Below are 26,088 nucleotides of genomic sequence, written 5' to 3'. Positions count from 1 at the left end.
AGGTTCGCGTGACAGGCATGTGAAAATGGCGGTGGATCGCTCCACCGCCATTTCTCCGAAACATTGTTTGCTCAGGCCGCGCTTCGCCTGCGGTCGGGCGAAACAGCCTCGTCAGAAAGCAGCTTCAGCGCGTCGGCCAGCTTGAGCGATTCCTGATCGCGCGAGCCAAGCCGGCGGATGTTGACCGTCTCCTCCTCCGCCTCGCGCTTGCCGCAGACGAGGATCACAGGAACCTTGGCCAGCGAATGCTCACGCACCTTGTAGTTGATCTTCTCGTTGCGCAGATCCGGTTCGGCCAAAAGTCCTGCCGCCTTCAACTGTACGACAACCTTTCGCGCATAGTCGTCAGCATCCGAGGTGATCGTCGCCACAACCACCTGCAGCGGCGCGAACCACAGCGGGAAATGGCCGGAATAATGCTCGATCAGGATGCCGAGAAAGCGTTCCATCGAACCGCAGATGGCGCGATGCACCATCACCGGCTGCTTCTTTTCCGAATCCGAACCGATGTAGAAGGCGCCAAAGCGTTCCGGCAGATTGAAGTCGACCTGCGTGGTGCCGCACTGCCATTCGCGGCCGATGGCGTCCTTCAGCACATATTCGAATTTCGGCCCGTAGAAAGCGCCCTCGCCCGGATTGATCGAGGTCTTGATGCGGTTTCCCGAGCGCGTCCTGATTGTATCCAGCACGTTGCCCATGATCGCCTCGGCATGATCCCAGGCCTCGTCGGTGCCGACGCGCTTATCCGGCCGCGTCGACAGCTTCACGCTGACATCGTCGAAGCCGAAATCGGCGTAGGTCGACAGGATCAGATCGTTGATGCGCAGGCACTCCGCGGCCAGCTGCTCCTCGGTGCAGAAGATGTGCGCATCGTCCTGCGTGAAGCCGCGCACGCGCATCAGCCCGTGCAAGGCGCCGGACGGTTCGTAACGATGCACATTGCCGAATTCCGCAAGCTTTACGGGCAGATCGCGATAGGATTTCAACCCATGCTTGAATATCTGCACGTGGCCCGGACAATTCATCGGCTTCAGCGCGAACACGCGGTCGTCGTCGGTGTCGTCGCCGGCCACCGTCACCTTGAACATGGCATCGCGATACCAGCCCCAGTGGCCTGACGTCTCCCACAGGCTCTTGTCGAGAACCTGCGGTGCGTTGACCTCCTGGTAGCCTTGCTCGTCGAGGCGGCGGCGCATGTAGTTGACCAGATTCTGGAACATCTTCCAGCCCTTGGCGTGCCAGAAGACGACGCCCGGCCCCTCTTCTTGGAAATGGAACAGGTCCATCTCGCGGCCGAGTTTGCGGTGGTCGCGCTTCTCTGCCTCTTCCAGCATAGTCTGGTAGGCATCGAGTTCAGCTTGCTCGGCCCAGGCCGTGCCGTAGATGCGGGTCAGCATCGGGTTGTTCGAATCGCCTCGCCAATAGGCGCCGGCCACCTTCATCAGCTTGAACGCGTTGCCGATCTGGCCGGTCGAGGCCATGTGTGGGCCGCGGCAGAGATCGAACCAGTCACCCTGGGAATAGATCTTGAGATCCTGGTCTTCGGGAATGGCGTCGATCAGTTCCAGCTTGTAGCGCTCGCCCTTGTTGCCAAAGACCTTTTTCGCCTTGTCGCGCGACCAGACTTCCTTGGTGAACGGCTTGTTGCGCGCAATGATCTCGCGCATCTTCTTTTCGATCACCGGGAAATCGTCAGGCGTGAACGGCTCGTTGCGGGCGAAGTCGTAATAGAATCCGTTCTCGATCACCGGCCCGATGGTCACTTGCGTTCCCGGCCACAGTTCCTGCACGGCCTCCGCCAGCACGTGTGCTGCATCATGACGGATGAGCTCCAGCGCGCGCGGATCGCTGCGGGTGATGATCTCGACCTTGCCGGACTTGCCAAGCGGGTCGGAAAGATCGCGGACGGTGCCGTCGATGGCATAGGCGACAGCCTTCTTGGCCAGCGACTTCGAGATCGATTCGGCGAGGCCCGCACCGGTCATCGCCGCGTCATAGTCGCGGACGGAGCCATCGGGAAATGTCAGGGAAACGGAATTCAGCATCGGGTATCTCCTATCCAGTCCCGCAAACGAGCGCGGGTGGTCGTGGTGTGAAGCCGGAGGCATCCGGCAGCGGGCGGGTTTTAGAGGCCACGCGGCATCAGGTAAAGAGCCGTCGTTGGCGCAGCTGTCAGGAAATGGCGCGACAGATGTCGCAGGCCAGTCGCACAGGCTTGCGAATTTCCCCGACACGAGGTTGGAATCCCCGGCATGGAAGACGCAAAACCCAGCCGAACCGCCTTGGGCGTCGCGCGTATGCGAGCCCTCCACCAGTTCTCGCAACAGGCGGCGCTGTTTCGCGACCCATATGCGAGTGCGATACTGGGCGATGCCGCACCGACGGCGCAGGAACTCGAGCAGGAAGATGAGCGCAGCCAGCGCATGCGCCTATTCGTGGCGGCGCGTGCCCGTCTCGCCGAGGACTGGCTTGCAGCGGCGGTGTGCCGGGGCGTTCGGCAAGTGGTGGTGCTCGGCGCCGGCCTCGACACTTTCTCGCTGCGCAATCCGTACCCTGATGTCGCGGTGTTCGAAGTCGATCACCCGGCGACACAGGCCTGGAAACGGAAATGCATCGCCGATGCTGGTCTTGCCGAACCGCGGGCCACCATGTTCGTGCCGGTCAACTTCGAGCGCCAGCGCCCCGCGGATGAACTGGCATCGGCCGGTTTGCGGCAGACCGAGCCCAGTTTCTTCATCTGGCTGGGTGTCGTTCCGTATCTGAGCCAGGACGCAATCTTCAGCACCCTGTCCTGGATTGCCGGCATGCCCGGTTCGGAGGTCGTCTTCGACTACAGCGAGCCGGCCGAGAACCGCGATGCGGCTGGACAGGCTGCCCTCTCTTTCCATGCGGCGCGCGTCGCCGCTGCCGGAGAGCCCTGGATCAGCTTCTTCGTGCCCGCGGCACTGGCGCAATCGCTGCGCGAGCTCGGCTTCGATGAGATCGAAGATCTGGAAAGCAGCGACATCGCCGCCCGCTTCTCCAGGACGCCAAAGGCGGAGACAAGGAATTCCGGCGGCCACATCCTTCGTGCCCGCCGGAGCACTTGAAGCTAAAGCAAGTTCACTTCACCAGTTGCGGCAACTCCCTCAGTAACGCCGCGCGTGTCGCCGGGCCTTTCGGCATGTCGATCGGCTTGGTGTCGACGACCAGCCGGGCGAAGACGATCCGCCGGCCGCCCTTTTCGGCCCAGCCGACGAACCAGCCCAGCGCGCGCTTGTCCTTGCTGTTTCCCAGCCTGGTGCTGCCGGTCTTGCCCTGCACCGTCCAGCCGTCGGCCTGGAAACTCGGCAGGATGGCTCGGGTCATCTCATGTGCCTTGGCAGAAACCGGCATCTTGCCGGCGAGCAGCCGGCGCAGGAAGGCTGTCTGTTCGACCGGCGATATCTCAAGCGAGGAATTTATCCAGGACTGCGTGAGCCCGTTGTCCTTGTCGGCATCGCCCGAGACATCCATGTTGCCGTAGCCGAATTTCGAGACGTAGAGGGCAAAGCTTTTTGCGCCGAGCCGGCGCACGATCTCGCGCGAATACCATACGATCGAGTCGCGCTCCCAGATCGTCGGGTCGACGGCCTTGTGGTCGCGCTTCACGGCGTTGAACTCAGGCTTGTAATCCCAGCTCGGTGTATGCGCGTCGCTGAGGACACCGCTGTCGTAGCCGATCAGCGCCAGCGGCACCTTGAAGGTCGACGCCGGGCTGACGCGTTGGTCGCAGACGCCGCTTTGATAGAGCGTCTCGCCGCTCGCCGCGTCCTGGATAAGCGTGCAGGCGAAATCGCCAAGCGGCGCCGATTGCGCCCGCATCGGAAATCCCAGAAACCAGGCCAGCAGGAAGAGGACCGCGGCAATGATGAAGGGATGGGTTTCGATCCGACGCATGTGGGCTCTCCTGGGAATGACAGGAGGCGCTTAGCGAAGTGTCTTGGCCCGATTTTGACTCAAATGCGCAGTCTTTGTGCAGGTCGTTGTTAACCTTACCGGATTGTAAAGAAATGCCGCGCTGGCGACCTGGATCAGGGACCAGCGCACCCGCCGTCAGGCCTCGCCGCGCTTCCTGCCGATCTGCCAATAACGCCATGGCGTGAACCAGACGTAGCGCGGGGCGAGCACCTCCGGCACGCGGTCGATGCCGTGCGTTCCGAACGGCCCGCAGCGCAGCACGCGGAACAGCCCCATGAAGCCGCCGGCCCACAGACCATGGCGGGCGATCGCCTCATGCGCGTATTCGGAACAGGTCGGCAGATGCCGGCAGGAATTGCCGACAAATCCGGACAGCGTCAGTTGATAGAGGCGCACCAGCGACGTGCCGAAAATGCGGCCGGGTGTTTTGCGCCAGGGACCGGGCCAGTTGCGCCCGCGCCGGGTCCGTCCGGCGGCATGCACATGCCGATGCTGGTCGCCCACCGCAGTCTCTTTCCGAACGCGACCCGAAACCGGCTTCCGGGTCAGCTTGCGTTTCCAAACCGATAGATGTGAGCTTCGGCCGGCAAACGCAATCCTCTTCACTCACTCGCCTCTTTGTCGGCTCAGGGTCGCGAGCGGCGAAAGGGATGCCGCTCCGATGGAGCCGCCCAGCGGGTGGCCGGCCTTTGCTCGGTGCGCTGCACATGATGCCGCCTGTCGCCATGCCACTGAAATGTCGCGATCCGCATCACATCGCAAAAGATCTTCAGTAACTGGATCATGGCGCATCTCCTTTGAGGCGGATTAGACGCCCGCTGGCCTTCGCCTTCAAACGAGTATAATTTCCGGTCCGGATAACTTCGGGTTATGCGAAATGAAGCGCGGACGGCTGCCGCTGACGGCGTTGCGAAGTTTCGAGGCAGCTGGCCGGCAATTGAGCTTTAGCCGGGCCGCCGAGGAGCTGTTCGTCTCGCAGGCCGCCATCAGCCGGCAGATCCGCGAACTCGAGCAGTTCCTGCGCCAGCCCTTGTTCCACCGTCATCACCGCCGCGTCGAGTTGACCGAGGCCGGCCAGCGCCTGCTCGATCAACTGGTCAGGAGTTTCGACGACATCGACAGGCTGCTTTCGGACCTGGTGGCGGCCCCGGCACAGTCGGTGGTTCGCGTCAGTGTCGAGCCGTCGCTGGCCTCGGTATGGCTGTTGCCGCGGCTCAACCGGTTCAGCCAGTTGCGGCCTGATATCGACGTTTCCCTCGAAGTCGACCCAAGGCCGATCGAGTTCCGCAGCGATCAGCCTGAACTCGCCTTGCGCTTCAGCGCGCGCGCCACCTCGTGGCCGCGCAGCGAGGCCGAATGGCTCGCCTCGACCGTCGATTCACCGGTCCTGTCGCCCGCCTTGCTGGCATCGGGCCCTGCCCTCGAAAAGCCGCTCGACCTTGCCCGCTACACGCTGTTGCACGAGGAGAATCGTCAAGGCTGGGCGCGCTGGTTCGAGGCAGCCGGCGTCGCCGCCGACACCATTCCGGCGCGCGGCCCTATGCTGGCGGATGTGTCGCTGTCGAAGCAGGCGGCCCTGCTCGGCCACGGCGTGGCGCTGGGCGACCTCTTGCAGATCGGCGAGGAGATTGCATCCGGCGCGCTGATCAAGCCGTTCGACATTGATGTCGCATCGGGCGCCTACTGGCTGGTCGCCAGGAGTTTGAAGGACCTGGCGGAGCCGGCCAAGGCCTTCGCCGACTGGGTGAGAAGCGAATTTGCCGAAAGCAGACGGGCGCAGCAAACCAAGGCATGAGCCCGGTTACGTGAGAAGCTCCTCGACGTGTTCAGCGCCCAATTTTGACAATTCACCGGCTGTTGGAGGAGCCGTCATGTACCAACATCACGCTGCTTCTTCTGCGCGTTTCTTCTCGATCTGACCGATGGCATCGACGACCGCATCGAAGGTCAGCATGGTCGAGGCATGGCGCGCCTTGTAGTCGCGCACCGGCTCCAGATATCTCAGATCGGCAAAGCGGCCTTGCGGCGGCGCGCCGTTTTCCTTGAGCATCTTCAGCACGGTGTCGCGCACCGCCCGCAATTCGTCGGCGCTGGCGCCGATGACATGTTGAGCCATGATCGAGGACGAAGCCTGGCCGAGGGCGCAGGCCTTCACGTCATGAGCGAAATCGGTGACGACGCCATTGTCCATCTTGAGGTCGACGGTTACCGTCGAGCCGCACAATTTGGAATGAGCCTTGGCGCTCGCATCCGGATGATCGAGCCGGCCTATGCGGGCGATGTTTCCGGCAAAACCCAGAATTTTCGCATTGTAGACGTCGTCAATCATATTTTTCCAATCCGTCGCCGCCAAGCGAACAGCGATTGCCGCTGTGGCGTCTTTCATTCGCTGCGCACGACCATATATAATGCTGGCAGTCGGGTATCGACAAGGCAACGCAGAGCCATCGTCCTTGCCCATTTCGTTCACGCCGCTTGCGGGCTGGAAACCGGGCGAGTTTTCAGCACCCGAAAGGTCGTGGTCCGTTCAACTCGTTCCTCCTGAGAGAGGAACTACGGGAGACGCCTTTATGGATGCCGTCATCAAGAAAATCATGCCCCCTTCCGACTATCTGGACAAGCCGGTCACCGACAGGCCGAGCGAAGCCGAGGTCGAGGCCGCCGTGCGCACGCTGTTGCGCTGGACCGGCGACAATCCGGACCGCGAGGGCCTGATCGACACGCCCAAGCGCGTCACCAAGGCCTTTCTCGAAATGTTCAACGGCTATGACATGTGCCCGGCCGAAGAACTCGGCCGCACCTTCGAGGAAGTCGCCGGCTATGACGATCTCGTCATCGTCAGGGACATCCAGTTCCACTCGCATTGCGAGCACCACATGGTGCCGATCATCGGCAAGGCGCATGTCGGCTACCTCCCGGACGGCAAGGTCGTCGGCCTGTCCAAGATCGCGCGCGTCGTCGATATCTTCGCCCATCGCCTGCAGACTCAGGAGGCCATGACCGCACAGATCGCCGGCGTCATCCAGGACGTGCTCAATCCGCGCGGTGTCGCCGTCATGATCGAGGCCGAGCATATGTGCATGGCCATGCGCGGCATCCGCAAGCAGGGCTCCACCACGCTGACCTCGACCTTCACCGGCGTGTTCAAGGACACGCCCGAGGAACAGGTCCGTTTCGTCACCATGGTGCGCGGCCTCGGGGCGTAAGCCCCTCGCCGGCATCGCTAGATCAAGGACCCGCGATGTCGGCACTAACATTTCCCACGGCTCCATCAGACAAGAAGGCTCTCGAAGAAGGCGCGGTGTTTTCCCCGCGCTTCGATGCTGCCGGGCTGGTCACCGTCGTCGTCACCGACGCCGCTGACGGTATGCTGCTGATGGTCGCGCATATGAATCCCGAGGCGCTGGCGCTGACGCTCGAAACCGGCATCGCGCACTACTGGTCGCGCTCGCGCAGCACGCTGTGGAAGAAGGGCGAAACATCAGGCAATTTTCAGACGGTCGTCGAGATGCTCACGGATTGTGACCAGGACGCCATATGGTTGCGCGTCAAAGTGTTGGGCCACGACGCAACTTGTCACACCGGCCGGCGTTCATGTTTTTATCGGACGGTGGGGCTAATCGGCGGCAAGGCAACGCTTGCCGGCGATGGCAGCACGCCGCTGTTCGATGCGGAAAAAACGTATCGGAAGCCCGCGTGAACCATTCAACAGTCGCAAACCACTCATATTCACTATTCTCAAACGTCCTTCCTGTAGAACGGACGCGGGACAAGGGAGATCATGATGCTCGAGTGGGCGTCATTGCGTAGCAGACCGGACGTGCGGGAGGCCAATGGCCCCTCATCGTCCGGCGGCGTGCCTGACCCGCAACCTGCGGGCAAGACAGGCATTTCGCTCGCGCTGGGCGGCGGCTGCGCACGCGGCTGGGCGCACATTGGCGTGCTGCGCGCGCTCGACGAAGCCGGCATCGAAGTCTCAATGATCGCCGGCACCTCGATCGGCGCGCTGGTTGGCGGCTGCTATCTCGCCGGCAAGCTGGACGAACTCGAGGAGTTCGCCCGCAGCCTGACCAAGCGGCGCATCTTCGGCCTGCTCGATCTCAATCTGCGCGGCAGCGGCCTGTTCGGCGGTATGAAACTGGACGTCAGGCTGCGCGAGCACATGGCAGGCATCCGCTTCGAGGATCTGACGAAACCGTTCGTCGCCGTTGGCGCCGAAATTCGCACCGGCCATGAGATCTGGCTGTCCAGCGGTTCGCTGATCACCGCGATGCGGGCTTCCTATGCGCTGCCCGGCGTGTTCGAACCGGTGAATTGCAACGGCCGCATTCTGGTCGACGGCGCGCTGGTCAACCCGGTTCCGGTTTCGGTCTGCCGCGCCTACGAGCAGCCGCTGGTCGTCGCGGTCAACCTTCACTACGATCTGTTCGGCCGCGCCGCCGTCATCAAGCACAGCGCCGGCGAACTGCTCATCGAGAAGGACGCGCCCCGGCCAGGCCAGGCCAGCCCCGACCACCAGCCGCACCAAAGCCGTCTCGGCATCACCGGCGTCATGGTCGAAGCTTTCAACATCATCCAGGACCGGATTTCACGCGCAAGGCTGGCGGGCGATCCGCCCGACATGTCGCTCCAACCGAAACTCAGCCATATCGGCTTGACCGAATTCCACCGCGCGGATGAGGCGATCAGCGTCGGTTACCAGGCGACGATGGCGCAGATCAGCGAGTTGAAGCGGCTGCAGACGGTTCTCGCTTAAACCAATTCGGCAATGTCAGGCTTTGGCCGCATCGGTGATGCGGAACTGCACCGTGCGGTTGCCGTTCCAATAATTCCCCGACAGCGAGCCGGCTACATGGATCGTGTTGCCCCTGTTCTTGAACAGGAATTCGCCCAGCGCGGTATCGACGGATCGAAAGGCGATGCCCTGGATGCGGCCGCCGCTTTCCGACTGCAGATCGGCCCGGATGTGGTTGGTGCCGACGGCCCGCGCGTCGGCCAGCCGATGGCGCGGCAGCGCGAACACCGGCGCGACATGGCCGGCGCCGAAAGGCCCGGCCTTTTCCAGTGCATCGAGCAAAGCAATCGTCGCGCCCTCGGCGGCGAGCGCGCCGTCGACGGCCAGACTTTCTTCGTCCTGCAGCCGGAACACTTCGGCCGCCGCGCGCTCCTCGAAGAAAGCACGGAGTTCGCCGAGCTTGGCGCGTTCCACCGTGATGCCGGCGGCCATGCCGTGGCCGCCGCCCTTGACGATCAGCCCGGCATCGGCGGCTGCGCGCACCAGCCGTCCGAGATCGAAGCCCGACACCGAACGGCCGGAGCCGGTGCCGATGCCATTGGCGTTGAAGGCGATGGCGAAGGCCGGCCGCCGCGCATGGTCCTTCAGCCGCGAGGCGATCAAGCCGACAATGCCGGGATGCCAATTGGTGCTGGCGGTGACGATGATGGCCGGCCCGTTGCCGCCGGCAAGTTCGGCGTCAGCCTCGGCGCGCGCCGCTGCCAGCATCTCCAGCTCCATCTGCTGGCGTTCCTGGTTGAGCCGGTCGAGTGTCTCGGCAATGGTCCTGGCCTCAACCGGATCGTCGGTGGCGAGCAGCCGGCTGCCAAGTGCTGCATCGCCGATGCGGCCGCCGGCATTGATGCGCGGCCCAATCAGATAGGCGAGATGAAAGGTGCTTATCGGCTCACCAATGCGGGACACCCGCGCCAGTGTGGCGAGCCCCTCATTCTTCTGCTGCCGCGCCATCTGTAGTCCCTTGATGACGAAAGCGCGGTTCACGCCGATGAGCGGCACCACATCGCAAACCGTGGCCAGCGCCGCCAAGTCGAGCAACGACAACAGGTCCGGTGGCGCTGCGTCGGGCAATCGGCTGCGCAGGACCCTCGCCGTCTGCACCAGAGTGAGGAAGACGACACCGGCGGCGCACAGATGGCCTTGCCCGGAAAGGTCGTCCTCGCGATTGGGATTGACGACCGCGGTCGCCTCCGGCAGCGGGCCGCCGACCTGATGGTGGTCGAGCACCACCACATCGGCGCCTGCGGCCTTGGCGGCATCAATGGAGACAGCGCTGTTGGTGCCGCAATCGACGGTGACGATCAGCGTCGCGCCGCGCGAGACCAGTTCGCGCATAGCCTCCGGATTGGGGCCGTAGCCCTCGAAGATGCGGTCGGGAATGTAGATCTCCGAAGGCACCAAGAAATGCGTCAGGAAGCGTTTGAGCAACGCCGAAGAGGCGGCGCCGTCGACATCGTAGTCGCCGAAGATTGCCACCTTCTCCTTGGCCATGACCGCTTCGGCGATGCGCGTCGCAGCCTTGCCCATGTCGGTCAGCGAAGCCGGATCCGGCAACAGATTGCGGATCGTCGGATCGAGGAAGCGCTCGGCCTGGTCCGCGGTCACGCCGCGCCCGGCGAGCACGCGCGCCACAATGTCGGGCACGCCGTGGCCCTGCGCTATGGCGAGCGCAGTCATGTCCTGCCGCTCGCTCAACCGGTGTTCCCAGGAAACACCGGTCGCCGACTGCCTGACATCGAGGAAGAAGCGTTTGTCGCCCGTCATAGGAGGCGTAATCTATAGATTGTCATTTCCGGCAATATGCGACGGCTAAACAGGAAAGTCTCAAAACTTTTCCACATCCTGGTGACGCCTTGATCTCGCGACTCACGCCTCCGCCAGAGCCCGATGATGATTGGTGGGTTCGACCTGAAATCTCAATCCGGCTCCAAATCAAAGAGATAGAGCATTATGGCGTCCGAAACCACTTTTCAGCAGCAGCATCAATCGGTTAAAGGAGAAAAATGACTTGGCCTAGCCCGCACGCTCGATGCGGATAACCTGCGGCTTGTCTGTGAGGTGGCCGTCCTTGGTGATGCCGTCGACAGCCTTGCGCACCGCTGCTTCCGTCGTCTCGTGGGTGACCAGGATCACCGTCTTTTGCGCGTCGGTCTCACCGCTGACGGCATGCTGGACGATCGATTCCAGCGAAATGTCGTTGTCGGCCATGCGCTTGGCGATCGCGGCAAAGACGCCGATGCGATCATGCACGGTCAGTCGGATGAAATAGCCGCCGGCATGGCTGCGCATCTGCGCCTTCTTGTAGGGCCGCAGTTCCTTGGCCGGCAGGCCGAACACCGGACCGTGCTGGAAGCCCGGCCGGCTCTTGGCAATGTCGGCGATATCGCCGACCACGGCGGACGCGGTGGCGTTGCCGCCGGCGCCGGGGCCGGAGAGCAGCAGCTCGCCCAGAATGTCGGTTTCGATGGCCACCGCATTGGTCACGCCATGCACCTGTGCGATCACCGACGCGGTCGGCACCATGGTCGGGTGCACACGCTGTTCGATGCCGCTGTCGGTGCGCTGCGCGACGCCGAGCAATTTTATCCGGTAGCCAAGGTCGCCCGCGGCGCGGATGTCGGCCTGGCTGATGTTGGAAATGCCTTCCATGTAGATGTCATTGGCCGCGATCCTGGTGCCGAAGGCCAGGCTGGTCAGGATCGACAATTTGTGCGCCGTATCATGGCCCTCGATATCGAAGGTCGGGTCGGCCTCTGCATAACCCAGCCGTTGCGCGTCCTTCAGGCACTCGTCGAAGGAGATGCCCTCGGCCTCCATGCGGGTCAGGATGTAGTTGCAGGTGCCGTTGAGGATGCCGAAGACGCGGGTGACCGAATTGCCGGCCATCGCCTCGCGCATCGTCTTGATGACCGGGATGCCGCCGGCAACTGCCGCCTCGTAGTTGAGCAGCACGCCCTTCTTCTCGGCGATTTCGGCAAGCGCCACGCCGTGCTTGGCCAACAGCGCCTTGTTGGCGGTGACGACATGACGTCCGGCTTCAAGTGCTGCCTTGACCGACGCGCGCGCTGCCCCCTCATCGCCGCCGATCAGTTCGACGAAGACGTCGATATCGGCGGCCTGCGCCATCTTGATCGGATCGTCGAACCATTTGGCGGCGCTGAGGTCGACGCCACGGTCGCGCTTGGGATCACGCGCGGAAACGGCCGCGACGATGACATCGCGTCCGCACTGGCGCGTCAGTTCCGCTGCCTTGTCGCGCAGCACGCGCGCCACCGAGGCACCGACAGTACCCAGACCGGCAATTCCAACACGCAACGCTTCAGCCATGCCCGGCGACGCCCCTCAAAAAATCTACTCGAATAAGATGTGCGGCGACTTTAGCGATGCGCGGCGAGCGGCACCACATTGTTCGGCTGCTTGGCGCTGGACGCCAGGAAGCGCTTGATGTTGCGCGCCGCCTGCCGGATCCGGTGCTCGTTCTCGACCAGCGCGATGCGAACATGATCGTCGCCATGCTCGCCAAAGCCGATGCCCGGCGCCACCGCCACGTCGGCGTGCTCGATCAGGAGCTTGGAAAACTCAAGCGAGCCGAGATGCTTGAACGGCTCCGGGATCGGCGCCCAGGCGAACATCGAGGCAGCCGGTGCCGGAATGGTCCAGCCGGCGCGGCTGAAGGCGTCGACCATGACGTCGCGGCGCTTCAAATAGACCTCGCGCACTTCGGCGATGTCGGCGCCGTCGCCATTCAGCGCATGCGCCGCCGCCACCTGGATCGGCGTGAAGGCGCCGTAGTCGAGATAGGACTTCACCCGCGTCAACGCCGAGATCAGCCGCTCATTGCCGACGGCAAAGCCCATGCGCCAGCCGGGCATGGAGAAGGTCTTCGACATCGAGGTGAACTCGACGCAGACATCGATGGCGCCCGGCACTTGCAGCACCGAAGGCGGCGGATTGCCGTCGAAATAGATCTCCGAATAGGCAAGGTCCGACAGGATGATGATGTCGTTCTTCTTGGCGAAGGCGACCACGTCCTTGTAGAAATCGAGCGAGGCGACCAGCGCCGTCGGGTTCGACGGATAGTTGAGGATCAATGCCAGTGGCTTCGGGATCGAATGACGGACACCGCGCTCGAGCGCCGGGATGAAGCCGTCATCCGGCTCGACCTGCAGCGAACGGATGACGCCGCCCGACATGATGAAGCCGAAAGCATGGATCGGATAGGTCGGGTTGGGGCACAGGATCACGTCGCCCGGCGCGGTGATCGCCTGCGCCATATTGGCGAAGCCTTCCTTCGAACCGAGCGTCGCCACCACCTGCGTGTCGGGATTGAGCTTCACGCCGAAACGGCGCTGATAATAGGCGGCCTGGGCGCGGCGCAGACCTGGGATGCCGCGCGAGGAGGAATAGCGATGCGTGCGCGGATCGCGCACCACTTCGCACAATTTGTCGACGATCGCCTTCGGCGTCGGCAGGTCCGGATTGCCCATGCCAAGGTCGATAATGTCGGCGCCGCGCGAACGGGCGCTGGCCTTCAGCCGGTTGACCTGCTCGAACACGTAGGGCGGAAGCCGGCGGACCTTGTGAAATTCTTCCATGTCAGTTCCAGACGATTTAAGATTGGCTTTAGCACAGTTGGCTTGGCTAGGCGCCTTTGGCAAAGACCGCTTTCGGCGCGCGATATAGCCTTATTTGCAGGTAGGGTCGAGGGCGGGATCGCATTTGGCTTCGATCTGCTTCAGCGTGTCCTTGCCATGGTTCTTCGCCAGCGAATTCAGCGCCGCCGGGCTGGTGGACGGGGCACCGCCGCCGCCCTTGGCCACTTGCCCCTGCTGTTCGCCCTTCAACTGGGCAAGCTTGGCCTGCGTCTCCTCAGGGGTGAGCTGCTTTGCCGCCACCTGCGGTGGGATGTTGAGATTGGGATAAGAGCCGGTGTCCTGCGCGCCCTGGGTCAGGCCGACATTCATCCCGTTGCCGGTGTTGGCGCTCGTGCAGCCACTTGCCGCCAGCAGCCCTGGCGTCAGACAGGCGATTGCAACCGCGACGCGGCAAAAGCGGCCTGCTCCCGAAAAAATGGTCTTGCCGGTGTTAATCGTCATATTGTTTTCCTGGCAGCCGGGGTACAGCGCATTGGACCCGGTCAGATGTCCCATGATAATATGTCAAGAAAACGCCTCGGGAGGAACCCCGCGAGCCATGTCCAAAACACCTGATTCGAGCAAAGCGGAAGATGATCAATCTTCGACCGTCGAGCAATATCTGGTGAAAGACCCGGAACGCTTCGCGTTGAACATGGCGCGCATGGTCGAACAGGCCGGCAAAGCCGCCTCGGCCTGGGCCGAGCCGCGCGAAAAAGGCGAGGTGCGCGATCATGTCGCCGAACCCGTGGTCGACATGGTCAAAACCTTTTCCAAGCTCAGCGAATATTGGCTGGCCGACCCGCAACGCGCGCTGGAAGCGCAGACGCGACTGTTCGCCGGCTACATGACGGTCTGGGGCAACGCCATCCAGAAGGTTAGCCCGAATGCCGAAGCGCCGGACGATGCGGTCAAGCCCGAGCGCGGCGACAAGCGTTTTCAAGACCCCGAATGGGGTCGCAACGCTTTCTTCGATTTCCTCAAACAGGCCTATCTCGTCACCTCGCGCTGGGCGGCCGACCTGGTCGAGCACGCCGAAGGCCTCGACGACCACACCCGCCACAAGGCGAGCTTCTACGTCAAGCAGGTGTCCAATGCCATCTCGCCGTCGAACTTCATCCTGACCAATCCGGAGCTGTTTCGAGAAACCGTCGCCTCGAATGGAGAAAACCTGGTGCGCGGCATGAAGATGCTGGCCGAAGACATCGCCGCCGGCAAGGGCGACCTGAAGCTGAGACAAGCTGACTATTCGCCCTTCGAGATCGGCAAGAACGTCGCGACATCTCCCGGCAAGGTGGTCGGCCGCAGCGATGTCGCCGAAATTATCCAGTACGATCCGACGACGGAGACGGTGCTCAAGCGCCCGCTGCTGATCTGCCCGCCCTGGATCAACAAGTTCTACATCCTCGATCTCAACCCGCAAAAGTCCTTCATCCGCTGGGCGATCGAGCAAGGCCATACCGTGTTCGTCATCTCCTGGATCAATCCCGACGAGCGGCACGGCGCCAAGGGCTGGGAAGCTTACATACGGGAAGGCCTGCAATACGGCCTCGACATGATCGAGAAGGCGACCGGCGAGAAAGAGGTCAACGCCATCGGCTATTGCGTCGGCGGCACGCTGCTGGCGGCCGCACTCGCACTGCTGGCACAGGAAGGCGACAACCGCATCAAATCGGCGACCTTCTTCACCACGCAGGTCGACTTCACCCATGCCGGCGACCTGAAAGTCTTCGTCGATGAGGACCAGGTGGCAGCGGTCGAGAAATCGATGAACGAAAAGGGCTACCTCGACGGCACCAAGATGGCGACCGCCTTCAACATGCTGCGCTCGGGCGACCTGATCTGGCCTTATGTCATCAACAATTACATGCGCGGCAAGGATCCCCTGCCCTTCGACCTGCTCTACTGGAACGCCGATTCCACCCGCATGGCGGCTGCAAACCACTCCTTCTACCTGCGCAACTGTTATCTCGAGAACAATCTGACTCGTGGCGTGATGGAACTCGCCGGCCGCACTGTGTCGCTGGCCGACGTCACCATCCCGGTCTACAACCTGGCGTCAAAGGAAGATCACATCGCGCCGGCCCTTTCGGTGTTTCTCGGCTCGCAATATTTCGGCGGCGACGTCGAGTTTGTGATGGCTGGTTCCGGCCACATTGCCGGTGTCGTCAACCCGCCGGCAGCCAAGAAATACCAGTACTGGACCGGCGGCAAACCGACGGGCGATTTTGGCCAGTGGCTCGCCTCGGCGGTGGAGCATCCCGGCTCCTGGTGGACGCACTGGCAGCACTGGATCGAAACCCAGGACGACACCCTCGTTCCGGCCCGCAAACCGGGCAAGAATATGAAAACCCTGGGTGATGCCCCCGGCACCTATGTGAAGGTCCGCGTGTAACGCCGGCACCTTTTGCAGGTGCCTGTGTGTAACGGAATGTAATGTCTGGTGAGTTGACGGGCCGGCAAAACGGGGCGAAATGGTGTCGTCAACCTTCAAGAAGCCTCAATTGGCCTCCAACGAGCAAATAATTCAGAGGCTTGCAGAATTGACACAAGTCTCGTTTCCGGTTTGGGAACACAAGGTTATTGGATGTGAACGTTTCGACGCCGCACCAATAGCAGGCCGACCGGACACCGAGGGGGAATCTAGTTTTGAAATCAGTAGGATCGCGTCTCGCGGGGAGAGAAGGTCGCACTATAGCGGCAGCGCTTTTCTCCGTGCTTCTGGCGTCCTGCACCTCCGCCGGCGACCCCACAATGTCCGTCGGCATGCCTGGCTACAACGCGACCGCTTCTGACATCGCCGCGGCTTCCGGCGCCAGCCCTGCGGCGCCGGGCGATTCGACCGTGCAGGTCACATCCACCGGGCCGCAGATGATGATGACGGCAGCGGGCGATGCGACACTGCCCGAGCAGGTCGCCTATGTGCCGGTGGCCAAGCCCGGCACCGGCTTCCCGGTCAATGTTCCCGCCGGCTCCGAAACCATTGTCGGCCAGACGCCGCAGTCGCTGCAGCAGTCAGCACAGACCGCGGCCGCAACGGACGCCGTGGCGCAGAAGATCGCCGCCGCCGATGCCGGCGTGACCGCACCGAAAGCGACGGCAGCGGCACCCGCGACCAACGAGGTCTACGTGACCGCCGCGCCCCAGCAGATCGACACGCCGAAGAAGGGCTTCCTGGCCTCACTGTTCAGCACCACGCCAACCTCGGCGGCACCTGCTCCGCTGGTCAACTCGCGCTCGGGCGAACAGCCTGCGGTTGCTTCCCAGAAGGCCGTCCCGGCAAAGCCGATCATCACGCTAGCGTCAGCCAATTCCGCCGACAAGCCCTTGCAGCTTGCCTCGCTTGGCAACGAGAGCAACCACATCACCGGCAGCGATGCCTTGCCCGGGGTGCGCCAGACGGCGCTGTTCGAGATCAAGCGCAAATCCGGCCTCGACGACGAAAGCGACGTCGACCTGAACGAGGACGAGGGTTCGGGCGGCGCCTATCAGGTGGCCTCCGCCGCCGGCCTCGCCCGGCTGGCGCCCAATGGCCTGTTGAAGCAAAACGAGAGCGTCGACGTCGCCTGCCTGAAGCCGTCGCTGGTGCGTGTGCTGAAGACCATCGAAGGCCATTACGGCCGCAAGATGATGGTCACATCAGGCTACCGCGACCCGGCCCGCAACCGGCGCGCCAACGGCGCCAAGAATTCGCTGCACATGTATTGCGCCGCCGCCGACATCCAGGTTCCCGGCGTCTCCAAATGGGAACTGGCGAGCTACATCCGAACCATGCCCGGCCGCGGCGGCGTCGGCACCTACTGCCATACCGAATCCGTTCACGTCGACGTCGGCCCCGAGCGCGACTGGAATTGGCGCTGCCGCCGGCGGGGTTAGCATCCCCATTCGGCAAACGGGCCGAGGGGCCGTTAGCAGCCTGCCGTTTTTCCCGATTAGCTATCAGCGACGTTCGAGATTAGCCGAGGCACCCGCGACTTCGTCATCCTATGGCGAAGCAAGGCGCGCAGCGACGCAGCGCAGACCATAGGATGACGACTGCGCGGGGCGTTCAGGCTAATCTCCAAAGATGTGCAATGACGCGAGGGCAGAAAACCTGGGCTGGCTCACAAACTGGCCCTTTTCGCCCCTCTTGAAAAAAGTTTCCGCATCTGGCGGCTGATGGGTTGCCGGTTGGCAACAACGCAATTATAAGCCGCTTCGTCTGAGCGCGCCCATCGTCTAGCGGTTAGGACACCGCCCTTTCACGGCGGTAACAGGGGTTCGATTCCCCTTGGGCGTACCAGATATTTCAAGCACTTAGCTCCACACCGAAGGAATTCGTTGCCGAATTCGTTGATCGCAGAAACCCACTGCGTTGGCGTTTTGGCTTCACCGAGATTCGCAATGTGCTAAGATGCGACCGGGAAAACAGATGAACGGCATCGATTTTGCGGCCAATTCTCAAAACAAAACGCACCAAGACGGGCAAGCTGTGGGGTCGTCCGGTCAAGGCGCTCGAGCCTGACAACGGCGTACGCGACCTTCCATCCAAAGAGCGTAGGCGCCGGGGCTCCAAACAGAGTGCCACCCTGGGCATCGTGTACCGCGTTGTTGCCAAAAGAGCCGGCGACTCGCCGACGTCACGATCGGCGTGGTTGGTGATGAACGACCACGAACGGTTTCCGACATCGGCCGACAAATCGGCCGAAGCCGTGGACAGAATGAAGCGCTTTCTGGTCGACCCCACTCGGTCGAAGCCGCCTTCTGCCAAACGGGCAAAATAAACAAACTTTCGGCCGATTCCATCGCTGTTTCAAAGCCTTGGACTTGCCCTGGCAATTGGTGGCGGTCTGCCAAGCTCACGCCGTACGATGAGGCCTCAATCAGTCGCGAGGCCACTCAATGTCATCTAAGAACCCCACGCCAGTCCTTCAGGCAGTCTTTTCGGTCGAGGAATTGGCCGACTATTTCCGCATCTCGCGTGCTGGCGTCTGGCGTTTGCTACAAGACGGCCGGCTACCGAAAACGAAGATCGGCGGCCGGACCCTTATCCGGCGCATTGATGCCGACGCTTTTCTTGCCAGCTGCGTGAGCGCCGCGTGAGGTCCCATAGTCTCTCCGAACCGGAGCCTCGGTTTCGCGCCTCGTATCCACTCCGATACGACGATCCTTGCTCGTCGAGCTTGCTCGGCTTCCTCGTCGAGGGCTTTCGCATCGCCGGCGACGCACCGGGCCTCTCGCCCTTCGGTGAGCATGCTGTTGTAGACCCGTCGTACTCCCGACCGATCCAGAACATGCTCAATGACCACAACTCGTTGGTCGCGGCCGTCGAGAGTTCGCTGCGGAGGCGAGCAACTGAACTGGTGACTGCCGCCGGGGTCGAAGTGGGCGCCGCCGGTGAGCCGCTGGTGGCCGAACTGGTGAGGGCGTGGCGAAATGAGAGCCTGGCGGTCGAGTTGCTGTCTGCCGAGCGAGTGCGCCACGATCTGACGTCTCCGGCCGCGCGCGCCATTGCAGGCGCATGCATCTTGCTCCGCGGTGAGTTGGATCCGATCCGGGATACCCCACTATACGCAGAAGTCGCGAAGCTGGTGAACCGAGGCGCAGCGACATCGTCGTTTCTAGCTGGCCGGCATATGCGCGCCGGCGCGAACCGATGGCGAGCAGACCTCGTGAGTGGTTTGCAGAGGCCGCGACGTGTTGCAATTCCTGTCGAAGAGCTGATGCGGTTCGAAGTCGACTACACAACACAGTTCACGCGTGCGCTCTTGGTGTTGTGGTCGCAAGCGCCCGGCGTCGACCGCCTCAAAAGCTATCGCGGCGCCGCCCTCGCCCAAGCGATCGACGATCAGGACGGCCTGATTTACCGGATTGGAAAAGCGCACGATCAGCCGCTGCGCTTGCGACAGCTATACGATTCCCGGCGCTGAAATCGCACTCGCATCGTACGGCATCTCTCACCACAATTGCCCGACGACCAACCTCCCAGGAAAGAGAACCATGCGGAAATTGTCAGCAGTCGACCGCCCTGAATTCATCACTGTTCGCCAGGCAGCAATTCTCGCCCAACGATCGACGTCATGGATCCGCGAATGGGTGGCTTGCGGCCGGCTGGCGGCTGAGAGGCGCGGCCGGCTGATCTTCGTTGATCAGGCAGATGTCGACGCCTTGATCGCCAGAACCATCAGGCGGCGCCCTGCGCGCCGGGGCGTGCCGCATCTGCGGCTCGTCGTCGACAACACTTAAAAGGAAAAGGCCGCCCGCCCCTGGCAGAGCGCGACGGCCGGAAAGTAAAGTGAACAGCTTGAATGTACACCACACCCCGGACGGCCCGCAAGCTGGCAAGGCCAGTTGGGAGCAAGTCCGCGACGGCGCTCGAGCTACGCCAGCGACATCCGCCGCTACGACCGTGAAGTCGTCGGCGAGCACTTCCCCATTAGGAGAAGTGGCGTCGGCGATGGTGGCCGCCGGCTATCTACCTTTCCTACGGCCATGCCTGCCCGTCAAAGTCAGTTTCACCAGGTGGGATCGGAGGACGAAGCTTCTCGTTGAGAAGATATCGGACGGCAAAGTGCCGGGCGAGTTCGCCAACGGCAAGTGGAGGGCGATGGCGGACTGGCCGAACCGAACGCCAACCGACACGGATGTTGCTGAGTGGCGCACTTGGCCAGACGCAGGGCTGTGTCTCGCCACCGGGACCGTGGCTGCGCTAGATATCGACGTCAAGATCGGGACAGCGGAAACGGGGCGTGAAGCCGACCGCGGCCGGACGCTGGTCGATGCAATCAAACGGCTGGCCGCCGATGCATTGAGCGTGCCCATCGCGCGCCTTCCGCTACGCTGGCGCGAAAACTCGACCAGTTGCATGGTGTTGGTGAAGCTCGCCGCGCCGCGGGGTAGACGGCAGCTGCATCTCGTCGATAACGAGACCGGGCGAGAACATGCGGTCGAGTTCTTGGCGAATGGCCAGCAAATTGTCGTCGCCGGGATGCACGCATCCGGCGCCCGCGTTCAATCGTCGTTGCCTAATGTACCGTTCGAAGCTTTGCCTACTCTGGACAGCGCCAAGCTAGACGAACTCATTCCCGCCATCGTCGAAACTGCGCGGTCGTTGGGCTTCAGCCTGTCGGCATCGAAAGGCGGCTCTGGCCGGGAAATGAAACCGCCCTACCCGCCCGCCGTTGCGGTGCGCCGCGCAGTCATGGCACGACGCGCAGAGTGGGTGCCGCAAATCGTCCCGTGCACGCCAACCTCCGATCACGAATGGCGCGTCACGTCGGCAGAGTTCGACCGCGACCTCGAGGAAGATCTTGCAATATTTTCGGACGGAATTGAGGACTACGGAACGGAGCGAACCCACACGCCCGCCTCGCTGATCCAAGAGTTCGGGTCGTTCGCCGGCGACGGCGTCATACACTTCGGAGGGAGCCCTCTCTACGGGCCTAGGGATGGTCAGGCCTTCGCCGTCGTCGGCGAGCCAGATCGGTCGACTCGACGCCCTACTGGAGCTGAGGCGTTGACGTGGCTTTGCCGGACACTGGCGGGCGACCATTTCCCCGCGTTTGCCGAGGGCGCTACCTGGTCGTCCTCGCTGCCAACAATTGCTCGCGCCGTCGGGCTTCGCTGGCAGTCCTTGGTAACAGCCCGCTGGTTTGAATTTGCTGAAGACAACCGGCCTTGGTCCTGGCCGCCGGATGTGCTGAGCGAGAAGGCAGACGTTCTGGTCGCGTTGGAGGCGATTGATCCGGTTGACTTTGCACGAATCGAATTCGCGAATGAGATGAGACCCGACCCAGCAAACCTGCGGAAAATCATCGACGATCGACGGGCAGTCGTGGCCGCTACGTGTCCTGAGCAAGGAGCCGCCGCTGTTGATTACGGTGGGGAACCGGAGCCCGTCGACATCTTCGCCCAAGACGACCCCGCCGAGCTCTCTGCACTGCCGGCAGATTGCCTGCCCCCGATGCTCCACCGATGGGTGCGAAGCGAAGCACGACGCAAAGGGGCGCCGGAGAGCTTCGCCGCCTTGGCCGCCGTTGCTGTCGCCTCCGCCGCTGTGGGAGCGTCGCTGCGAATTCAACCGAAGGCGCGCGACACCGACTTTGTGCAGCCGGCTGCTTTGTGGGCTGCAATCGTCGCTGAGCCAGGCCGTGGCAAATCACCAGTCATCAGCGCCGCTGAAAAGCCGCTACGGGAGCTCGACGCGGAATGGTACGCAGCAGGTAAAGACCGGCATGATCGCTGGGCGGCTGCGAGGGATGCGCACCGGAAGAAGCCGAAGGAACATCCCGACCCTGGCTCGGAGCCGATTATACGCCGCATTGTGGTCGACGACATTACGCTTGAGCAGCAAGTCCGCGTACACGCCCAAAATCCCCGAGGCCTGATGCGAGCGCCAGACGAGTTGCTGGGCTTTTTCGGTTCTCTTGGCCAATATAAAAAAGGTGCTGAAGGTGACAGGAGCCAGGCGCTGCGCCTTTTCGAAGGTCGCCCCATCACGGTGGACAGAGTCGGCAGCGGTTCTGTCCGCGCCGATCAGGCCCTGATGGGAGTGATCGCCGGAACGCAGCCGCAGAAGCTGACAGAGATCGCGCGCAACCTCGGCGCAGATGGAATGCTCCAGCGGTTCCTTTTCGTCGTCGATGACGGTGCGGAACGAGAGGCCGTTGACGAAGAGCCAGACGCAGAGGCGCTCGGCGCATACCGTCGCGCGCTCCGCAAGTTGGCGGCAACAGAGTTCCCGCACTCAGTGCCATTGAAGATGGCTCCCAGCGCACAAAAGGACTTTAGGGAAGCTATGGCTTCAATCTCCCGCCTAAGGAACGTGCCCGGCGGTTCCGTCGCGTGGCGCGGCCACCTGGACAAATGGGGGCTGTTCCTGCCGCGCATCGTGCTCACCTTCCACGCCCTGCAATTTGCCTTCGCGCTGGACGACGCCGATTTCAATGCGGACATTGAGGCGCCTACCGTTCGGCGTGCCGTCAATTTCGCCAGGTTCCTTCTGCGCCACGGGCTTCGAATTTACCAATCGTTTTTCGCTCCCGACCCCGCAGCCACCGAGGCAAGGGCGATCGCAGGCTATCTGCTGACGCGACCGGATCTCGAGACGCTGTCACCGCGGACCATCTCGGACGCTCGGAAGGATCTTCGTTCCGACCGCCGAAAGCTTTTGGCGGCCATGGCGGAGCTTGAAGAAGCCGCTTGGTGTGTCGTGGCTGAACGCAACGCCGATGGGCCGGCTCGCTGGCGGATCAACCCAAAGGTCCATGTTCGTTTTCAGGCCCAGGCCGCGAGGGAAACATCGGAGCGCTCGCGAAAGCGGCAAGCTATTGCGGAAGCCGGCGAGGCGCGAAAGTGGGTCAACACGGACAGATTGTCCGACGGAGGCAGCGATGAAGGTTGAAGGCGCGGCAAACGCGGCTTGCGTACGCGAAGAGATAGTTTGCATACCACCCTATTTTTACCAGTCTCCCTATCTGGTTTTGAAAATGTATCTCACACGCGCACAAGCCGCGTTTGCCGCAGTGGGCTCGGTCGGACAATTTGTCATCGATACGGGGCGGTGCCGATCAGGTGAGCTGACCGATTCGGGGGCGGCAAGAGTTGGAATGGCGATAACTCATAAGCGCCTATCGTGGGAGTGGCTGTGAGACGCGCCGGCACGCCCACGCCGCCCGACGGATGGCGGGGAAGCGCCGCCCAGATCGCCGTCGGCCGCGCGGCGATCCGGGCATATAACAAGCGGCGACATCTGGTGCCGAAATGCGGGGCCAAAGCTAAGAGCCATGGTAACCCCTGCGGCCAGATCGCCATGGCCAATGGCCGCTGTTATTTACACGGCGGGCGGGTTCCGGCCGGCGACGGGTATCACCTGCCGGTGTGGCCAGACGGAAAGGCACCTGGCGGCGTGGCGAAGTTGAATCGCAAATTGAACGACCTCGACCGCGCCGCGGCGAAGCGAGCAAAGCGCGTCGCGGCGATGAGCGCGGAAGAGCGCGCTGCTTACGAGCAATGGAAGAAGACGCACAAGCCCGGTCCGGCGGTCGCACGGGCCAGAGCGCGGCGGGAGCGGGAGCGGGCGAAGGCTCAGCGCGAGCTGATCGAAACCTTTCCTCCACGGCAGTCGCCGTCTGCAAAGTCAGCGGAGCTTGCAGAACAAATCGAGGCGCTGCGCGCGGAACTTAAGCGCCGCAGAGACGACGAACAAAAACCAAAGCCGATAGGGGCGTTCGCATGAGTGAACTCAACGACAACGAACTTGACGACTTCGACGGCGACGAGCGGCTTCGGGCCGACATCATTAGGCAAGCGCGCACGGTAGGTATCCAGGTGGCGTTTGAGAGCGCCCTTGCGGTTTGCCGAGATCCAAACGCTCCAGCCGCAGCGAAGGCGTCGAGCCAGCGTACGCTTTTGATGGTAGGCGGTCTTCTAGATCGCAACGACCGCAACGCCAGCGTAGAGAAGGCACCGTCGGAAATGGACGGCGCCGAACTCGAGAAAGCAACCCAAGACCTAATCCGTAGACAGCGCCGCACAGGATCTGTGGCGACTAAGCCACGCGGCGACGCCTTCAATTGATCATGCGATCGTCGCGTCAGCCCGGTCTAGTATCCGCTTCACCGACATCGCCTTCAGGCCGATGGCATCGCCAATCGCGCGTAGACTGGCGCCGGCTTTTCGCATCGATTGCATTTTGGCCAGGGTGAATTGCTGCTCCGCATTGTCGACCAACCGACCGTCGACCACGTCGAACCCGAAAGGCGCTTTACCGCCCCCGTAGACGCCCTTAGAGGCTAGGTGGCGCTTTACCTCACGAATGCGCTCACGGATGCGATCGCGCTCGTTCTCAGCGACGGCTGACAGGATGGTGAACACTAGCTTGCTGATTCCGTTCCCAGTGACGTCGCCACCGAGATCGATCATCACCAGGCCAGTGCCTTGCCCCTTCATCTCCTCGAGGGTGCCGAGCGCGTCTGATGCGCTCCGAAACATGCGATCGAGTTTCGGCGTGATGATCATGTCGCCCTTGCCGACGGCAGCGAGAAGACGTTCGCCCTGCGGCCGATCGGCGAGCGGCACCGAGCCGGAAACGCCTGCCTCAACAAAAATCTCGTCTACCCCCCAGCCTTGCATCATGGCGTATCCGACGATCTTCGCCTTTTGCGTTTCAAGGCTGTCGCCGTTCGTCGCCTGCTCGGCGGTCGATACTCGCACGTAGCCAAAAACCTTCATTTCATCGGCCCTTTTGTAACCGTGCATTAGCAATGTTACATTGTAGGCAATGTTACGCCATGATAGCAAGGTAAAAAGTAGACGCAACGGGGCAGGCATCAGCAGCCGGCCCCGGCCCCCGGGCAACGACCCGGGGGCCGGTGGCACCCCCCGGTACGGTCCGAACAGCCCGGGCCGAGCGCCGGCGAACGCCGAAACAAAGTCGCCCCATTTTCAAACTTTTGGTCCCCATTTTGTTCGATTTAGCGGCTTTTAGAGGCCGTTGGTTCGTTCAACAGAAGCGGGCAAAATAGGTGCACTGAAACAACTGGACCCGCCCTGATGCCGAACGAATTCATTCCCTTCGCCACCGACGGCCATGAAGAGGGCGATCCGCCCACCCAGGAAGAAATCGCCTTCGATGGGCAAGTCGACAGCATTGGATTTGGGCTGTGGAAGTCGACATTGCTGCACGTCAATATCGCCTTTGAATTGCCGCTCACGTTGGAGTCGATCCGAAAATTCAAGCCCGTCTACCAACTCGACGCAAAGCGTCGCGACCAGTTGGTTCTCGACGCGGCTGACGCCATGGCCTCCGCGGCAAGGCGCCTGCCCCCAAATTACAGCCGTGGCCAAATCGTCACTTTAATGTCGGCAGCGATAACCGTTATCCGCTCCTGGGCGGAAGATGACGTTGAAAAAGCTGCCCATCATCCGCATCGACTGACCGACGCCAAGGTGTGGATAAAGCTGTTTGAACGCGACCTGCGCAATCTTTCGGACTTCCAGTGGTTGCAGCAGCGAAAGGCTCAACGGCGCGAAGAAATCGTCGCAAGTATGCTCATTGGGAGCTCCATGGTTCCCGCCCTCGCCGGGGCTGCGTGATGCTGGCCTTTTCGGTCCAAATTTCGTATAGTGATAGCGCTGGAACCGCGCGGGACTCGAGCATCCGCAAATCGCCGCAAGCAGTGCTTGCCAACTTCAACCCTTTCACAGCCATCAATTTGCGAAGCTCGCGCTTCGTCGCTGTTGATTTCGGGGTGATGCGATGACGGAACCCACGCTGCCAATCTCCCCACCTTCCGCCGAAGCTGTTCGTTCTCGACTGGAACGTGCAGCTGGCTATCTGGCCAACGTCACAGAGCCAGGCAAGACCGTACTCAACGCCTTGAGCGGCGTGCGCGAGATACTGTTCGCGGCATGCGAAACCGGCGATCTGCCCGGCGAATTTCCCGACCTGGTGCCAAGGCTCTCGCAGCTGATCGCCGACGCTTGCCCTATCCTCGCCAAAGATGGCGCGATGTCAGCGGAACGGGCCTATTGGGGCTTGGGTCGAACGAACGATCTCTTGCATCCCTGCAAGGCCGACGCCAAGACGGCCGGCATCAGTTACGTGGCCATATTCGTAGGGGAACTTTCGATCGCGTTCCATCGGACGCAGCTTTTGGCCGCCGGTTTCGAAATATTCGAAGACATCTTTGCCAAACGACTGCCGATCGACACCGGCAGCGCTGCACTCCACTGAGGGACCGC

24 protein-coding genes and 1 tRNA gene are annotated in these 26,088 nt (G+C 62.3%); 16 read left to right on the top strand and 9 right to left on the bottom strand.

Annotated elements, in window-relative coordinates:
- Positions 1-71: 71 nt before the first annotated feature.
- A complete protein-coding gene (thrS, locus tag NKI64_RS23525) occupies positions 72-2,045 on the bottom strand; it encodes a threonine--tRNA ligase (RefSeq protein ID WP_352670374.1) in 1,974 nt (657 codons plus the stop codon).
- A gap of 207 nt (positions 2,046-2,252) precedes the next feature.
- Here thrS and NKI64_RS23520 point away from each other — a divergent pair, with 207 nt between their 5' ends.
- Positions 2,253-3,089, top strand: coding sequence for an SAM-dependent methyltransferase (locus NKI64_RS23520; protein ID WP_352444092.1), 837 nt, complete (start codon positions 2,253-2,255; stop codon positions 3,087-3,089).
- Between the two features lie 13 nt (positions 3,090-3,102).
- Here the strand turns inward: NKI64_RS23520 and blaOXA are convergent, their stop codons facing one another.
- Together blaOXA and yidD are read right to left on the bottom strand one after the other, a co-directional pair.
- Entirely contained in the window at positions 3,103-3,918 is an 816-nt protein-coding gene (blaOXA, locus tag NKI64_RS23515; RefSeq protein WP_352670372.1) for a class D beta-lactamase, read from the bottom strand.
- 156 nt (positions 3,919-4,074) lie between these two features.
- Positions 4,075-4,443 (bottom strand): membrane protein insertion efficiency factor YidD, encoded by a 369-nt coding sequence (yidD, locus tag NKI64_RS23510; RefSeq protein WP_352670370.1) that lies wholly within the window; start codon positions 4,441-4,443, stop codon positions 4,075-4,077.
- 373 nt (positions 4,444-4,816) lie between these two features.
- Between yidD and NKI64_RS23505 the strand changes: the two genes are divergently transcribed.
- Positions 4,817-5,734, top strand: coding sequence for a LysR substrate-binding domain-containing protein (locus NKI64_RS23505; protein ID WP_352670368.1), 918 nt, complete (start codon positions 4,817-4,819; stop codon positions 5,732-5,734).
- Positions 5,735-5,821: 87 nt separating this feature from the next.
- Here NKI64_RS23505 and NKI64_RS23500 read toward each other — a convergent pair whose 3' ends face one another.
- Positions 5,822-6,268 (bottom strand): iron-sulfur cluster assembly scaffold protein, encoded by a 447-nt coding sequence (locus tag NKI64_RS23500; protein WP_023710657.1) that lies wholly within the window; start codon positions 6,266-6,268, stop codon positions 5,822-5,824.
- A gap of 241 nt (positions 6,269-6,509) precedes the next feature.
- Here NKI64_RS23500 and folE point away from each other — a divergent pair, with 241 nt between their 5' ends.
- The 3 genes from folE to NKI64_RS23485 all read left to right on the top strand — a co-directional run bounded on the left by folE (position 6,510) and on the right by NKI64_RS23485 (position 8,695).
- Positions 6,510-7,145, top strand: coding sequence for a GTP cyclohydrolase I FolE (folE, locus tag NKI64_RS23495; protein WP_023667622.1), 636 nt, complete (start codon positions 6,510-6,512; stop codon positions 7,143-7,145).
- Between the two features lie 35 nt (positions 7,146-7,180).
- On the top strand, positions 7,181-7,639 hold the full coding sequence (hisI, locus tag NKI64_RS23490; RefSeq protein WP_023710659.1) for a phosphoribosyl-AMP cyclohydrolase: 459 nt from the start codon (positions 7,181-7,183) through the stop codon (positions 7,637-7,639).
- 84 nt (positions 7,640-7,723) lie between these two features.
- Positions 7,724-8,695, top strand: coding sequence for a patatin family protein (locus NKI64_RS23485; protein ID WP_023667624.1), 972 nt, complete (start codon positions 7,724-7,726; stop codon positions 8,693-8,695).
- Positions 8,696-8,710: 15 nt separating this feature from the next.
- On the opposite strand, the gene recJ is transcribed toward NKI64_RS23485, so the two are convergent.
- The 4 genes from recJ to NKI64_RS23465 form a co-directional block, all read right to left on the bottom strand.
- A complete protein-coding gene (gene recJ, locus NKI64_RS23480; RefSeq protein ID WP_352596554.1) occupies positions 8,711-10,495 on the bottom strand; it encodes a single-stranded-DNA-specific exonuclease RecJ in 1,785 nt (594 codons plus the stop codon).
- A gap of 249 nt (positions 10,496-10,744) precedes the next feature.
- Positions 10,745-12,058 carry a homoserine dehydrogenase gene (locus NKI64_RS23475; protein WP_023707143.1) on the bottom strand — a complete coding sequence of 438 codons (1,314 nt, stop codon included), beginning with the start codon at positions 12,056-12,058 and terminating at the stop codon, positions 10,745-10,747.
- Between the two features lie 50 nt (positions 12,059-12,108).
- A complete protein-coding gene (locus tag NKI64_RS23470; protein ID WP_023681615.1) occupies positions 12,109-13,326 on the bottom strand; it encodes an LL-diaminopimelate aminotransferase in 1,218 nt (405 codons plus the stop codon).
- 90 nt (positions 13,327-13,416) lie between these two features.
- Positions 13,417-13,827, bottom strand: a complete 411-nt coding sequence (locus NKI64_RS23465) for a hypothetical protein (RefSeq protein ID WP_023753345.1) — start codon at positions 13,825-13,827, stop codon at positions 13,417-13,419.
- A gap of 97 nt (positions 13,828-13,924) precedes the next feature.
- Here NKI64_RS23465 and phaC point away from each other — a divergent pair, with 97 nt between their 5' ends.
- The 9 genes from phaC (at position 13,925) to NKI64_RS23420 (ending at position 23,922) form a co-directional block, all read left to right on the top strand.
- Positions 13,925-15,760, top strand: a complete 1,836-nt coding sequence (gene phaC, locus NKI64_RS23460) for a class I poly(R)-hydroxyalkanoic acid synthase (RefSeq protein ID WP_352462585.1) — start codon at positions 13,925-13,927, stop codon at positions 15,758-15,760.
- Between the two features lie 359 nt (positions 15,761-16,119).
- The gene (locus NKI64_RS23455; protein ID WP_245259993.1) at positions 16,120-17,241 is read left to right on the top strand and encodes a D-Ala-D-Ala carboxypeptidase family metallohydrolase; all 1,122 of its coding nucleotides are present in this window, start codon (positions 16,120-16,122) and stop codon (positions 17,239-17,241) included.
- A 331-nt stretch (positions 17,242-17,572) separates the two neighbouring features.
- Positions 17,573-17,647 (top strand) — tRNA-Glu (locus NKI64_RS23450).
- Positions 17,648-18,246: 599 nt separating this feature from the next.
- The gene (locus tag NKI64_RS23445) at positions 18,247-18,447 is read left to right on the top strand and encodes a helix-turn-helix domain-containing protein (protein ID WP_352670363.1); all 201 of its coding nucleotides are present in this window, start codon (positions 18,247-18,249) and stop codon (positions 18,445-18,447) included.
- A gap of 80 nt (positions 18,448-18,527) precedes the next feature.
- Entirely contained in the window at positions 18,528-19,274 is a 747-nt protein-coding gene (locus NKI64_RS23440; RefSeq protein ID WP_352670360.1) for a hypothetical protein, read from the top strand.
- A gap of 70 nt (positions 19,275-19,344) precedes the next feature.
- Positions 19,345-19,590 carry a MerR family transcriptional regulator gene (locus NKI64_RS23435; RefSeq protein WP_352670358.1) on the top strand — a complete coding sequence of 82 codons (246 nt, stop codon included), beginning with the start codon at positions 19,345-19,347 and terminating at the stop codon, positions 19,588-19,590.
- A gap of 49 nt (positions 19,591-19,639) precedes the next feature.
- Positions 19,640-22,747, top strand: coding sequence for a DUF3987 domain-containing protein (locus NKI64_RS23430; RefSeq protein WP_352670355.1), 3,108 nt, complete (start codon positions 19,640-19,642; stop codon positions 22,745-22,747).
- 243 nt (positions 22,748-22,990) lie between these two features.
- On the top strand, positions 22,991-23,581 hold the full coding sequence (locus tag NKI64_RS23425) for a hypothetical protein (RefSeq protein ID WP_352670352.1): 591 nt from the start codon (positions 22,991-22,993) through the stop codon (positions 23,579-23,581).
- Positions 23,578-23,922 (top strand): hypothetical protein, encoded by a 345-nt coding sequence (locus NKI64_RS23420; protein WP_352670350.1) that lies wholly within the window; start codon positions 23,578-23,580, stop codon positions 23,920-23,922. The genes NKI64_RS23425 and NKI64_RS23420 overlap by 4 nt, the downstream gene beginning before the upstream one ends.
- On the opposite strand, the gene NKI64_RS23415 is transcribed toward NKI64_RS23420, so the two are convergent.
- Positions 23,923-24,675 carry a recombinase family protein gene (locus tag NKI64_RS23415; protein ID WP_352670347.1) on the bottom strand — a complete coding sequence of 251 codons (753 nt, stop codon included), beginning with the start codon at positions 24,673-24,675 and terminating at the stop codon, positions 23,923-23,925.
- Positions 24,676-24,897: 222 nt separating this feature from the next.
- Here NKI64_RS23415 and NKI64_RS23410 point away from each other — a divergent pair, with 222 nt between their 5' ends.
- Together NKI64_RS23410 and NKI64_RS23405 are read left to right on the top strand one after the other, a co-directional pair.
- Entirely contained in the window at positions 24,898-25,440 is a 543-nt protein-coding gene (locus tag NKI64_RS23410; protein WP_352670344.1) for a hypothetical protein, read from the top strand.
- Positions 25,441-25,603: 163 nt separating this feature from the next.
- Positions 25,604-26,080, top strand: a complete 477-nt coding sequence (locus tag NKI64_RS23405) for a hypothetical protein (RefSeq protein WP_352670341.1) — start codon at positions 25,604-25,606, stop codon at positions 26,078-26,080.
- The last annotated feature ends 8 nt before the right edge of the window (positions 26,081-26,088 follow it).

It is taken from the genome of Mesorhizobium sp. M0478 (genome assembly GCF_040321305.1).
Classification (GTDB): domain Bacteria; phylum Pseudomonadota; class Alphaproteobacteria; order Rhizobiales; family Rhizobiaceae; genus Mesorhizobium.
Note: the sequence above shows the minus strand (reverse complement) of the source record. Positions and strands in the feature narration are given on the sequence as shown.